The organism is Chryseobacterium sp. D764, assembly GCF_019317325.1.
GTDB lineage: Bacteria > Bacteroidota > Bacteroidia > Flavobacteriales > Weeksellaceae > Chryseobacterium.
Genome location: NZ_CP079219.1, coordinates 855,555 through 869,839, shown reverse-complemented (window position 1 = coordinate 869,839; position 14,285 = coordinate 855,555). Strand labels below are relative to the sequence as shown.

The window sequence follows — 14,285 nt, the reverse complement described above, 5'->3', positions numbered from 1 at the left end:
TTATAATTATTCAGTTCTGTATTAAAATTTATAGCTGTACCCCATCCGGATCACCTGAGTTTCGTAATAATCATTGCTGGTATAAGCGAATCCGCTGCCTTGAACAGACTTTCTGATCACCATTGTATTGAGTAAATCTGAGGCATTTAAAAACAATTCACCCTTCCCTTTCTGAATGGCTTTTTTCACTCCTGCATCCATTGAAAACCTTGATTTTATTTTTCCCTGCGGAATAATATCCGGAGCTAAATAAACAAGTGTAAACTGCATATTCAATCCCTTAGAAAAATGAAAAACGTTATTCATCTTGATATTTCCTGATAGAGCAGTCTGCTGGTCGGCGGAGAAAGTATTAGGTTCTGGGTACAGATTTTCTACAGTAAATGCATTGATCTGATTACGGTATAAATTTCCATTGACATTGAAGGAATATGCATCTGAGATCTTTTGGTTCCATATTGTTTCCAGTCCTGTATTATAGCTTTTTCCGGCATTTTGGAATATGGCATAAATAAGAGTGCTGTCCGGGACAATACTTGAAATTCTTGTGATGGTTCCGGCAGCAAAGCGGTGGTATAATGCAGCATATAAATATCCGTTATCCCAATTGTGTTTGTATCCCAATTCAATAGAATTTGTAAACTGAGGACGCAGTGCCGGATTTCCTACTTTAATGATTTCTGCATCGTCATATTTTGGAAAAATACGGATATCAACTTCATTAGGACGGTCTACCCTTCTATTATAAAATACCGAGAACTTATTACGGTCATCAATTTTATAAGCAAGTCTGAAATTCGGGAATGGCTGGGTATAATTATATCCGTCACTTTTATAAGTTGGGTGATTAGAATTTACATCATATTGAATTTTTACATATTCCAGCCTCAATCCCAGTTCTGCTTCCCATTTTTCATTTTCAAAAACATAATTTCCGTACACCGCAGGAATAAATTCTTTATAATCGGCTTTCCCACCCGCAGAAACATCGAGAACAGAGTTGGTACCGGGAATAAAATTCATATTGGTAGGAATGCTTCTGTTTCTCAGTTTAATTCCGGCCTCTATTCGTCCGTACTTTAAAGGTTTTATATAATCTACATTGAAATCATAGACCTGCTCATCAGATAATAATTTGAAAGCATCAGTTCCTGCGGAGGAAGGAAGATAATTATCATAGAAATATTTTTCATCCTCTCTGTGGAAAGTATAATTGAATCCTACATTTAAAACATGCCCGGCATCTTTGAATTTATGCTGATAAGAAGCGGTTCCCATCACAGTGGTTTTCAGCTCATCTTCCAACAACTGCCACAGGCGCAGACGTTGGGATCTATCTCCATTGAAAAACGGCTGATCTCCCCTATCGATAATCTTTTCGCTTCCATACATTCCTGAAATAGTTACTGTATTTTGCGGATCAATAGTCCAGTCTATTCCGGCTTTGGTGGTAAAGAAATTTGTATTTCTGTTTCTTTTCAGCTGAGAATTAATGACTGTTCCATTATCATAAGTACGGGTTACAAATTCATTTTTATTAAGTGTTTCGGTGTATAAATTATCGGCCTGCAAAAATACATTTACCTTATTTTTTCTGTAATTTAATGATAGAGAGGGATTTATTTTAGGCGTTAGTGTATACTGCGGTCTTATTGTAGGAAGGTTTTCTTTTCTTACCCAAAGTGAGCCTAAACCTGTTGTAAATCCTGCTTTTCCGTTCCATCCGTTCTGTTTATTCTTTTTCATGATAATATTGATGATTCCAGCGTTTCCATTCGCATCATATTTTGATGAAGGATTGTTGATGATTTCAATTTTATCAATAGCAGAAGCCGGAATATTATCCAATCCTGTCTGGCTTCCAAATCCCGTGAGAGCAGTCTGCTTACCGTCAATGAGCACCGTAACTTTATCATTCCCTCTTAGCTGTACTTTACCATCTTGTACGGTGATTCCGGGAAGGTTCTGCATGCTTTGTAATACCGATCCGCCACTTTGGCTGATATTGTCTGCTACGGAATACGTTTTTTTATCAAGGCGGCTGTCTATTTCATTTTTTTTAGAAGCGGTAATGGTGATGGCATCAATTTTTGTTTCATTTTCCTGTTTCTGAGCCAGTTCAATAGTTGGTATTTCCAGAAACTCTGAAAGGGTTCCTATGAAAACGGGTTGTGTGTACGTATTATATCCGGTGATGGAAGTTTCCAGAAGATAATGGTCCGGCTTTATGCCTGTAATGGAAAATCGTCCTTCCTCATTGGTAATGGTTCCGGCTGTAAAAGTGCTGTCTTTTTCTTTTTTTAAAATAATATGGGCGTAAGGTATTGCTGTTTTATCTTTATTGATGATTCTTCCAGATGCCGTTACAGAGGTTGTCTGTGCAGAAACAAGGGAGGAAATTACCATACTGGCTGGAAAAAATAACAAGGCTGTTTTATTCATTCTGCTAATCTTTATTTTTCTTTAAAAAGTTTGTTATAAGGGAAACATTAGTTATTCCTTTTGAAGAGGTAATTCCCGGCTGTGTTTTCTTTGTGAAATAATGATCATGAAAACCATCAGTGTAAGAGAGATCAGGGAAGCATTGAGAGTTCCAAGGTCCAGACCTCCTTTAGCTAAAGGCTTTGTCAAAAGATCTCCGAATGTAGCACCAAAGGGTCTGGTAAAAACAAAAGCAATCCAGAACAGAACAACATGATTGATTTTCGTAAAATAATGAAGTGCCACTACCACTACTACGATCAGCCCTGTAAACAAAGCTCCCGACATATATCCAAGTCCTAAATTATCACTCAGAAAATCCCCAAAAGCTGTTCCCAGACTATTGGAAAATAAAATAGCCGTCCAGTAATAGAATTCTTTATTTCTTTCAAAAATCGGATAAACCTCCAGGTTCTTATATTTTCTGTACCATAAGAATAAGGAAGTTAAAAGGCCTAGAAATAAAATCAGACTTCCTGCCAGATATCCTGTTTTTAAAGTACGGTCGATAAAATCTGAGATTTCGGTTCCCAAAGTGGTTGTTCCGATAATCACGACCCAATACACTGCCGGAATATATTTTTTTACACTAAGCTGCACCGAAAGTATCAGGATGAAAAACATCAGCGTAACCAGAATTCCTACAACATATCCCAGATTAAGGGTCATAGAAATAAAATCTCCCAAGGTCTCTCCCAATGTAGTGGCTACAATTTTCATAAGCCAGAAAAGGAGTGTAACGGCTGCTACTTTGTTTGCTGTTCTCATTTTGCTTTGTTTTCAATACAAAGGTGCAAACCGATTTAGAAGAAATTTAGAATTGCCTGAGCCGTGAAATTTTTTAACTATAATTTAACAGTGAAGATGTGATGTTTGTTTTCAAACCTATAGCTGATAGTCCAATGATGAAACCTGCAGATTTCCTGGATGATAGAGAGTCCGAGCCCGCTTCCGCTGTTATCCGTTGAAAGCTTAGAGAATCTTTTGAAAAGCAAATCCATATTCAGCTTTTCAGTACCCGAATTGGAAACTTCAAAAGAAGAATCTGCCAATTGTATAGAAATAGAACCTCCGGGAGTTGTATGGCGGATTGCATTGATGATGAGATTGTTGATCAGTATCTCAGTCAGAATACTGTTTCCATTCACTTGTACATTATCTACTATCTTTTCCTGAACGGAAATATTTTTTTGCTCAATATGTTCCTGGAGAGTATCAATACTTTGTTGAAGCAAATGATCAAACAAAATAATCTCTGAACTGTCAAACTGATTATTATCAATTTTAGCAAGCAGCAAGAGGTTTTTATTGATGCGAGAACTTCTTGTAAGAGCCTTGTTTATGTCTTCAGCGATTTTGTACTGTTTTTCAGTAAGATCCTGATCCTGAAGTAAAAGATCCAGCTTATTTTTAATAATGGCCAGCGGTGTCTGCAGCTCATGGGAAGCATTTTCTGTAAATTCTTTCTGGGTTTTATAGGTAGAAATATTACGCTCTATCAGTTTATAGAGAGACTGATTAAGTTCTTCAAATTCTGTGGTGTCAGAAACCGGAAACTGTATGGTATTCTGGCTGTTAAGGTTGAAGGTTTTCAGTTGATCCAATGTATTCCTGAACGGTTTCCAGATAGATGAAGAAAGTTTTCTGTTCAGATATAAAAGCCCTAGCACTATGATTACAAAGAAAAATATGGTAATCATTGCAATTACAGCTATTGTTTCATGAGATTCCTCAATATTGGTCTGTATTGTAAAAAGATAAGGTTTGTTCTGTAGATAAACGACTTTTCTCAGGCATCTGTAACGCTCTTTTTTTTGTTCCGAAATAAAAGGTAAGTGTTTTTTGTAAGTATAAACTGTGTCCCGTTTTATTTGTTGAGCTGAAATTTTCTCAATATTCGTTTCAGGCTGGATATGATTCCACAGTGCAAGACTTTTGCCTAATTCTTCCTCAGACAGTTTCAACTGGTTGAACTCATAAGCCGTCTTCTCAACAATAATCTGATTATGCTCATCCAGTTCACTTTTCCAGATGGTATCCACCACAAAATAATACACAGGAATACTTATCATCAGCACAATAAGTACATAGATGAGAAAAGGTTTTGTCGTTTTGGTAAGTAAAGGCTTCAAGATAATTATGAATTAAAAATTATGAGTTGTTGGGCTCTATGAAAGATTATTTATTTTTTGATGTAATGATGATGCTCCTGATTATCTTTAATATTTCAATAGCTTTATTATGAATACTTTGACACTCATTGGATGATAAATATTCAGTATGATATAAAAGCTCAATCCAATAAATAGATTCATCACATTCTTTTTGAGCAATAGCGAGTTTATGAACAAAGTCTGCTTTATTTTCCGCATTTTGTGACTCTCTTATTAAGGCTCCTACTGTTGTTCCACTTCTTAATAACTGTTTACTCAGAACATATTCACTCCTGCCACTTGAGAGATATTTATAAAGATTAATAATTCTTATTGCAAAATTAAAACTTTTATCTTTCAACACATTTTTCTTTTCGCTTATAATAACTCATCATTTATAATTTTTAATTCATAATTTATAATTAACCTAGCTTTCCCACTTATACCCCGTTCCATATACTGTTTTCAGATAATGTTCACATCCGGCATCATACAGTTTTTTCTTGAGGTTTTTCACATGAGCATATACAAAGTCATGATTGTCAAGCATATCTGCAAGGTCTCCGGAAAGATGTTCCGCCAATGTACTTTTGGAGATGACTTTATTTTTGTTACCGATAAAATAAATTAAGAGATCAAATTCTTTTTTTGTTAATGAAATCGTTTCGCCGTTTACAGCAACTGTTTTAGCAAGCAGGTCAATTTGAAGTTCATTTTGTTTTACTACATTGGAACTACTGAACTGCTTCCTCCGAATGATAGAATATACTCTTGCCATAAGCTCTGAGAGGTGAAATGGTTTGGTAAGATAATCGTCTGCACCCAGTTTTAAACCTTCAATTTTATCGTCCAGAGCATTCTTGGCAGAAATGATAATGACTCCGTCCTGCTTCTGCTGCTTTTTTAATTCTTCAAGTATTTTCAGACCATTTCCGTCTGGAAGCATAATGTCCAGTAAAATACAGTCATAGTCAAATGTCTCTATTTTACTCATCGCTTCACTGAATGTGCTGGCAGCTTCACAGAGATAGTTTTCTCCGGACAGATATTCGGCAATACTTTGGGTAAGCGCTGCTTCGTCTTCAACGATTAGGATTTTCATGCCATAAAACTATCATTAAATTTTGAAGAAATTTTGAATTTAAAATTAAAACATAAATTACAAAAATATAAATCACAAACAAGTGTAAATCTTCAAAAGGGTATTTTTTGTGATATATTTCATAAATTTACGGAGCTGTATCAATCTGATGATAGCATAAAATGTTTCTAAGGTGAAAATTCACAACAAAAAAAAGTACCTGAGCTTCCTTAAATTTAAAAGAGATTTCCAAAAATATGGATTAGAAAAAGCGCGCAGTTATGAGCTTATTCTGCATTGGCTGAACAACAGGCTGAGCCGGAATCAGTTTCTGGTTCTTTCCGGAATTCTGGTAGGCTGTACGGCGGGTCTTGCAGGAGTTATTCTGAAAACGCTGGTACACAATATACACAATTTCATTACTACCAAAGTCCACTTTGAATATCAGATACTATTCTATATTGTTTTTCCTTTTTTAGGAATTGTATTGACCACGATGATCGTTCTGACGTTGTTCAAAGGACAGGATCGTAAAGGTATCGGGGCTATACTCTATGAAATTGCACAGAATTCCAGTATCGTAGCTTCCGTTAAAATGTATTCCCAGGTGATACAGAGTGCGGTTACCGTAGGATTGGGAGGTTCGGCAGGATTGGAAAGTCCTATAGCCGTTACCGGAGCTGCTATTGGTTCAAACTATGCGCAGACCTACAGATTAAGTTACAAAGAACGTACTTTATTGCTGGCTGCTGGTGCTACAGCAGGAATTGCATCTGCATTCAATGCTCCAATTGCCGGGATTATGTTTGCCTTTGAAATTCTGTTGACCGGAGTGGTTTTTACAGATTTTATTCCTTTGGTTGTGGCTGCAGTCTGCGGAAGTCTTTTGTCGAGGATTTTGCTTCAGGAAGATGTTCTTTTCAGGTTTTATACAAGAGATCCGTTCAACTATAAAAATGTCCCTTATTACCTTATTTTAGGACTTGTAACAGGTTTGTATGCCCGTTATTTTGTGATTATTTCCCAAAAAGTAGAACATTTTATAAAAGGACTTCAGCTTTCCAGAATGCGTAAAGCAATGTTTGGTGGCGCTGTACTTTCATTGTTGTGTGTTCTTTTTCCACCATTATTTGGAGAAGGTTATGAAACAGTGAAAGCATTTACCAACGGAAATACCCACTCTATTATTGAAAACAGTTTTTTCAGGTATTTTGAGATCGGAGACTGGACGATTATTGTATTTTTAATTCTGGTATTGCTTTTAAAAGCATTTGCCACTTCTTTTACCATCTTCAGTGGTGGTAACGGAGGTAATTTTGCCCCGTCTCTTTTTGCAGGAGGAACTTTAGGGTACTTATTTGCTTTGGTTTGTCAGCATTTAGGCTTTACAGATGTTCCGGTGACCAACCTTGTTCTGGTAGGAATGGCTGGGGCAATGAGCGGTGTACTGTATGCTCCGCTTACTGCAATATTTCTGATTGCAGAATCCAGTTTCGGATATGATCTGTTTATTCCCCTGATGATCGCTTCTGTGATATCTTACCTTATTGCCAAATGGTTCTCCCCAATCTCTCCGGAACTGAAATCTTTAGCAGATGAAGGAAAGATTTTGACCAATAAACATGATAAAAACCTCCTTTTTGCCTTGAGAACAGAAGATTTTATAGATCAGTATTCTCAGACCATTAATGAAAATGCTTCTGTTACTGAATTATTTGAAATGGTAAAGAATGGAGATAAAAATATTTTTGCTGTTGTGGATGAAAATAGAAAGCTAAAGGGAATTCTTACCCTGGATGATATAAGACCTTATCTTTTTAACAAAGAAATGGATGCTTCTCAGCTGGTCATTCAGATTATGAAAGCTCCACCAGCTATACTTCACCGTGATAATAAACCTCTGGAGATTCTTCAGACTTTTGATGATACAGGGGTATGGAATCTTCCTGTAGTGAGTGAGAATAATGATTTTATAGGCTTTATTTCAAAATCCTCAATACTGATGAGCTACAGACAGCTTTTGAAGGAATATTCTGATTAATTAATAACTGAATAATCACAATTGAAGAACTAAAATTCCTCTCCATTGGAGGGAGGGCGAAAATTCAAAGAATTTTTGACGGGGTGGTTAAGCATTGTCGAAATAAAAAATCCGTTCAGCAATGAACGGATTAAATTTTAGTCTATAATGAAAGTTGAAAATTAGTTGCCTGCACTATTCAACAGATCAATATCTTCCTGATCAAGAATAAGTTTTGGAGCATTGAATACCGTTTCAAGCTGTGATGCACTTGTAGCACTTACAATAGGAGCTGTGATCAAAGGATTGGATAACAGCCATGCCAGAGAAACCGTTCCCTGAGTGGTATTATGTTTTGAACTTACCTGATCCAGAGCTTTTAAAACTTCAAGTCCTTTAGGATTTAAATACTTTCTTACCCCTTCACCTCTCGCGCTTTTTGCAAGATCTGCTTCATCACGGTATTTACCCGTTAAGAAACCAGCTGCCAGAGACCAGTAAGGAAATACACTTAAATCGAACTGCTCTGCCAGAGGTGCATAATTTCCCTCAAAACCTTCCCTTTCCATCAGGTTATAATGAGGCTGTAATGCAACATATTTAGGAAGATTATTCTTTTCAGCAGCTTCAAATGAAGCTTTTAAACGTTCCGGTGATAAATTGGAAGCCGCAATATAGCGCACTTTTCCAGCCTTAATGATCTCATCATAAGCCGAAAGCGTTTCTTCTACCGGAGTGATATTATCATCAAAGTGAGTATAATAGAGATCAATATGATCGGTCTGAAGCCTTTTCAGTGACTCATCCACTGATTGTAAGATATGCTTTCTGCTGATATCATAGCCATGTTCTTTGGTTTCAGAACCTACTTTTGTTGCCAAAACGATATCATTACGGTTAGAACGGCTTTTCATCCACTTTCCAATGATCTCTTCAGATTGTCCTCCTTTCCCGTTCACCCACCATGAATAGGTATCTGCAGTATCTACAAAATTGAATCCTGCTTCTGTAAAGCGATCCAGTATATCAAAAGACTGTTTTTCATCCAGGGTCCATCCAAAAACATTTCCTCCGAAATTGATTGGCGCAATCGTTAAATCGGTGTTTTTGATCTTTCTTTTTTCCATAAAAATAATTTTACTAAGTAGGATCTAAGGTAAGGAATATTATGCCCAAAGGATATTCAAAATAGCCATTCCGTCTATAGTTATTATAAATGAAAACACGGATGTTTCCTCAGTTTTTTTGACTATTATTTTTTTATAAAACGCAAAGACGCAAATAATTCTTACCTGCAACATCGTTTTTAAGACGCAAGGATTTTTTCTCCGATAAAATTATATACTGTAAAAATTAGACACACGCTTGCTGAAAATCTTTGATTTTCTAGCGCCTTACATTCTACAGTAATATTATAAATCTTTGCGCCTTTGCGTTTTTCCAACTCCTAATCATTTCATAAAATATGATTGTTGAAAGATCACAAAGACGCAAGGATTTTATCTCCGATAAAATTGTGTATTGTAAAAATAAGATACATCCTTTGTTGGAAATATTTGATTGCCTGCATTTATATTTTATATTTCCCCAACAGAACAACTCAAAAAAACAAAAACAGCCTCCGCGTTGAAAGCTGTTTTTATTATCTATCAATTAAAAAATACGGTTATTTTTCAACCTGCGGAACATCAATAGCAGTAAGCTGAAGTTTATATTCCTGTAATTGCAGATTGATGGTTGATAATCCGTTGCTGAAGAATGATGACCCTATAAAAAGATCATGATAATATTCTATTCCTTCAAGTATATTTTTCTTGAAAGCATTCCATTTTTTTGTTTGGGCATGGGTAATCTGTACTGAAGATTCTGTAATTTCCTTTCTCAGATAGTCAACATACATTTTCAGTTCATTGATAAACATATTTGGACGTTGAGTATGGGAAAGAATATTGGTATTTCCATAAATATGTTTTACCATTTCCGAAAGTGAAACTTCTTTATCAAAAAAAGCAATATTGGGTCCGGGACATATCACAACCCCCTGTTTTTCTCCTTTGATTTCAAGATTCTGCTCCATATATGCTGCATTCACAAGTCCTACACACAGACAGGCTTTATCGGTTATTTGAGACTTTCTTTTATCAAACTCTTTTTCTGTTAAAGTTTCCCGGTCAGTATACAATTCTTTCAGTTTGATATCCTGATATTTTTTAGAAGCGGTACAGGTTCCTTCCGGTGAGAATTCTTTGCTTAATGCCAGAAGCTTTTTCGGACATGAACTGCCGTATTTGCCTTTAGCTTCCTTTTCATACTTCAATAGTTCATTAGATGTTCCTTTTACCGTATTGAAAGGTACTCCCAGAGGCGAAATATGACTCAGATACAAATCCTTTTCTTTTGATTTTACAAGCAGATTTCTGGTTTCTGTATCTACAGAAGTGGCTTCAGGTACCAGTAAAAATGGAGACCCCCATCCTACACTGTCTACATTGTAATGAGCCAGCAGAAACTCATGTTCTTCAGAAGTTCCTACTCCCCCCTGAACGGTAATTTTCATTTCTAAAGGTTCTGAAACTATAGGTTTTCCTTTTTGTTCCAAAGCAGCTGTCATTAAAGTATGCGCTGACTGTATCAGATCATTTTTTCTCTGCTTAAATTCTTCCATGATAGGTCCAAGAAGCAGTCCTTCGGTTGCAAAGGCATGGCCTCCGCAGTTCAGTCCGGATTCTATTCTGTATTCAGAAACCCACAATCCTTTTTTAGCCAGAAAATTTCCCTGGATCATTGCAGAACGGAAGTCGCTTACTTTAAGAATAATTTTCTTTTTGATCTTTCCGTTTTCATCTGGAAAAAAGTCTTCAAACTCTTCCATATAGCTGTACAGACGAGGATTCATTCCTGCAGAAAGAACCATTGATGATGACAGTTTGCTTTTGGCAAATCCGCGCAGTGAAGCATGAGCATCATTATACATTACCGGAAGCTGTTCGTTGTTCTGATAATTGTCTTTATCCACTTTCGTCATGATATTGACATCAATACTTCCGGGTTTTAGGTTGGATTCTATGAAGTTTTTAATATTGGAACTCCAGTTATCTTTTTGATTAATAAGATTCTGAAGACTTTCTTTAAGATCCGAAGTATTCGGAAGTATGGCCATGAAGTCCTTTAAAGCCTCTTTGTTTTTGCTGATTTCCTGTTTGAAAGATTCAAATTTTTCATTCACAATATCATCCACCATATCCAGATAGGCAGTAACTCTTCTTGCCCTGTAATCATCTGTTTTTGTTGAGATTCCAAAATAGTTAAGATTAAACTTCTTGTTATAAAAGTTTTTCATCTTTTCAAGGATTTCATCATCAATGATAGAGATCACAGAAGAAATTCCATATTGTGCAACACGTATTGGGCTGTCTATTGTGTAAGCCAGTCCCATTACCGGAATATGGAAATTGTGCAAAGGTTTTTTTGTCATAAATTTTCGATAAAAGTTCTTTTCTTATTCATCTAAAAAATCCTTTCAAAACTATTCACTTCCTAAATGTATTATTTTAAAATGAATTATGCATTAAATAATATTTTATAAAACGGAAAACATGTCAAATATCATATTTTGAATCAGTTTTGCGGATTTGTTACTGATAATTCAATAATACTATGTTGCCTTATAGCATTTATAAGTAAAGATTGCATGCTTTTCTTACGGATAACCGTAAGGCAAAAAAAAACTTATTCACTAAATTTCATAAAAAATAATGAATTTAATTAAGACAGGAAAAATACTAGATCCCATCCACGGATTAATACAAATTACTGAAATTGAGGAGTATATTATTAATCAAAGAATTTTTGGCAGATTAAGAAAAGTAAAACAAAATACACTACTAAACTATGTGTTTCCTGGAGCAAATCATAGTAGGTTTGAACATTCACTTGGGGTAATGCATCTTGCTGAAGTTATTTTTCATAATTCTAATGAGAATGTTAAAATAGCAAGGGTAAAAAACGAAAGAGATCCTGAGAATAATGATTACATTGAAGCAAAATCTGTATATGATTTTGAAAGAAATAATAAAATTTTACTTGTTCGTCTACAGGAATTAAGATTGGCAGCTCTATTACACGATGTCGGGCATGGTCCAACTTCTCATAAGTTTGATGATTTTACAACAACGGGAGAAGGATTAATGAAAATTTTAAAATCTAACCCTGATTTTTTTGGAAAATATATTGACTTGTTTAAAGTCTATATTGAAAAGAAAGGACTAGATAAAAATATTAATCATGAATTAGTATCATGCGTTTTTATTATTAGTCTGATCAAAACATTAAAACTATATAAAAGCTTAACAAAAGAGTCAATATTAATTGTAGAAGAAATAAGCATCGACAATATCTTAAAAATGATTGAACCTGATTTTCTACCAGATTATGAGATCATGATTGGTGATGGTAATTTTTCAGATTATTTTAATTCTATTATCGCAAGTTTTCCCTTTGATGCTGATAGGATGGACTATTTATATAGAGATAGTTTTTATTCAGGAGTAAAATATGGCTTTTTTGATCAAAGCAGAATATTGACATCTCTGTTACCAATCAACGCAAAAGATCGATATACATTAGGTATAAAGATGAGCGGCTTAGATTCTGTTATAAGGTTTATACAATCCAGAAATCATCTATACAATCAGGTTTACTTTCACAAAACTAATTCTGCTACGAATTCAATGCTTGATTTTATATTTGGTGATTTAAACATAAACGTGTTGGAGGACATACAAGAATTTGTTGATTATGAAAATTTCTATTGTGAAAATAGTGATGAATACTTTTTTAACGTTACTCTAAGAAATATTTTACAAGAAAACCATTGCACTAATTGTGAAAATGTTTTAAACGATTTATTGAATAGGAAGTTATGGAAACGATGTTATGAAAAGAGAGAAAACGTTGCTGATTTTCTAAAATTTGATACAAAGAAATTCGATGAATCTAAATTAAAAGTTATTAAATCTGAACTAAATAGTGAGGGTATATTTATACAAGAAAACTACTGTAGCAATATTGGTTTAAAAGGGTTTTACAATAGTAAAGGGGAAATTAAAACTAAATCAGTGGTAATTGATAAAAAAGGAAAATTAATTACACAAAACTGGGATAGTATTACTGATGAGATGAAATTTTTAAATCAAACGAATACTTTTATTAAAAGGATTTACGTAAATAGAAAAGGTAAAATGGAAAATGAGTTATCTGAAATTGAAGAAGTCGTAAGGGGGAAATTTATCGAACACGGATTAATTGATATTGAAAATTAATTTATGGAAAATGAGAAAATTTTAAAGATTATAGAGAGTAGCCATTTCAATTTTTTGATAGGTTCAGGAGCTTCTAGAAATTATCTTGAAACACTTGGAAATATAGAAGATTTACTTACTTCATTGGATCGAGATTTCCAAAATAACAGGAATAAATATTGGTTTAAGGTTTTAGATACCTCAATTAAATATTGGTATTTTGATAAATGTATTAGAGGAAATTTAAAATTGATAGATGATAAATTTACTTTAAGTGAAGACAAACAGAATGATTTTATTGCAACAAATGAAATTTATATAACATTATTGCAGACTCTTAATATTTTACTTTTAAAAAGAAGAAATAAACTATTGCCAAAAGAAGTAAATATATTTACAACTAATATGGATATTTTTCTTGATATAAATCTAGATAAATTAGGATTAGAGTTTAATGATGGATTTAATGGAAAGTTTAATAAGAGTTTCAATACAGCCAACTACCAAAAGTCATTTTACAAAAATAGCTCCCAATATAGTATTAGGTCGGAACTTCCAGTATTTAATTTATTTAAACTTCACGGATCTTTAACTTGGGATAAAAGTAATGATGCAGAGATTAAGTTTGATTCAAATTTAATTGCCTTAAATGATTTAAATGAGATTCGTTTTCCCGAACAACTTTTAATTACTTTAACAAAAGAAGTGGAACTTAATGGTAAAACTGAAACTAAGTTAAAAGATTATAATGAACTAAAGAAAGAAGCAGAGGAAAAAACTGACATTGAGGATGCTCATGAAAATTTGGATAAATTTTACGCAATTTATGATAAATTGGTGATGATAAATCCTACAAAAGAAAAATTTGAAAATACCACATTACGATTGGAGTACTATGAGCAAATCAGAATGTTTTCTAATATTCTAGAAAGAGAAAATTCAGTTTTATTTGTGACGGGATTTTCATTTGCTGATGAACATATCAGGCAAATAACTTACAGGGCATTAAATTCAAACCCTACTTTACTTATTATAGTATTTAATTACAGTGAAGGAGGTAAAAAGCAAATAGATGGTTTTTTTTCAAATCTGAAATATAAAAACTTATATACTGATTTTATTGGATTTGATTTTAAAAAGATTGTTAATGAGATTTTTTTATCTATTGCTGAACATATTGGTGAAAGTAATAAAAATGAAAAGCCCATAATAATTCAAAATATAATCAATACTGACAAAACCAAATAAGA

General features: G+C 34.0%; 10 protein-coding genes. 3 read left to right on the top strand and 7 right to left on the bottom strand.

Annotation, left to right across the window (positions count from 1 at the left end):
• Nucleotides 1-21: 21 nt before the first annotated feature.
• From KYG33_RS03825 to KYG33_RS03805, 5 genes are all read right to left on the bottom strand, one after another.
• Complete coding sequence (locus KYG33_RS03825) at nt 22-2,442, bottom strand: TonB-dependent receptor domain-containing protein (RefSeq protein ID WP_219072710.1); 2,421 nt, start codon at nt 2,440-2,442, stop codon at nt 22-24.
• Nucleotides 2,443-2,493: 51 nt separating this feature from the next.
• Nucleotides 2,494-3,249 (bottom strand): hypothetical protein, encoded by a 756-nt coding sequence (locus KYG33_RS03820; RefSeq protein WP_219072709.1) that lies wholly within the window; start codon nt 3,247-3,249, stop codon nt 2,494-2,496.
• Nucleotides 3,250-3,326: 77 nt separating this feature from the next.
• Nucleotides 3,327-4,613: a sensor histidine kinase gene (locus KYG33_RS03815; protein WP_219072708.1), complete on the bottom strand. Its 1,287-nt coding sequence runs from the start codon at nt 4,611-4,613 to the stop codon at nt 3,327-3,329.
• Between the two features lie 46 nt (nt 4,614-4,659).
• The gene (locus tag KYG33_RS03810; RefSeq protein ID WP_257468909.1) at nt 4,660-4,998 is read right to left on the bottom strand and encodes a four helix bundle protein; all 339 of its coding nucleotides are present in this window, start codon (nt 4,996-4,998) and stop codon (nt 4,660-4,662) included.
• Nucleotides 4,999-5,061: 63 nt separating this feature from the next.
• A complete protein-coding gene (locus KYG33_RS03805; protein WP_077417348.1) occupies nt 5,062-5,736 on the bottom strand; it encodes a response regulator transcription factor in 675 nt (224 codons plus the stop codon).
• Between the two features lie 172 nt (nt 5,737-5,908).
• Here KYG33_RS03805 and KYG33_RS03800 point away from each other — a divergent pair, with 172 nt between their 5' ends.
• Nucleotides 5,909-7,756 (top strand): chloride channel protein, encoded by a 1,848-nt coding sequence (locus KYG33_RS03800; RefSeq protein WP_077417350.1) that lies wholly within the window; start codon nt 5,909-5,911, stop codon nt 7,754-7,756.
• A 161-nt stretch (nt 7,757-7,917) separates the two neighbouring features.
• Here the strand turns inward: KYG33_RS03800 and KYG33_RS03795 are convergent, their stop codons facing one another.
• Nucleotides 7,918-8,862, bottom strand: a complete 945-nt coding sequence (locus KYG33_RS03795) for an aldo/keto reductase (RefSeq protein ID WP_077417352.1) — start codon at nt 8,860-8,862, stop codon at nt 7,918-7,920.
• A gap of 539 nt (nt 8,863-9,401) precedes the next feature.
• Nucleotides 9,402-11,210: a hypothetical protein gene (locus KYG33_RS03790; RefSeq protein WP_219072707.1), complete on the bottom strand. Its 1,809-nt coding sequence runs from the start codon at nt 11,208-11,210 to the stop codon at nt 9,402-9,404.
• A 280-nt stretch (nt 11,211-11,490) separates the two neighbouring features.
• Between KYG33_RS03790 and KYG33_RS03785 the strand changes: the two genes are divergently transcribed.
• Together KYG33_RS03785 and KYG33_RS03780 are read left to right on the top strand one after the other, a co-directional pair.
• Nucleotides 11,491-13,056, top strand: coding sequence for an HD domain-containing protein (locus KYG33_RS03785; protein WP_219072706.1), 1,566 nt, complete (start codon nt 11,491-11,493; stop codon nt 13,054-13,056).
• A 3-nt stretch (nt 13,057-13,059) separates the two neighbouring features.
• Nucleotides 13,060-14,283 carry an SIR2 family protein gene (locus KYG33_RS03780; RefSeq protein ID WP_219072705.1) on the top strand — a complete coding sequence of 408 codons (1,224 nt, stop codon included), beginning with the start codon at nt 13,060-13,062 and terminating at the stop codon, nt 14,281-14,283.
• Nucleotides 14,284-14,285 lie beyond the last annotated feature (2 nt).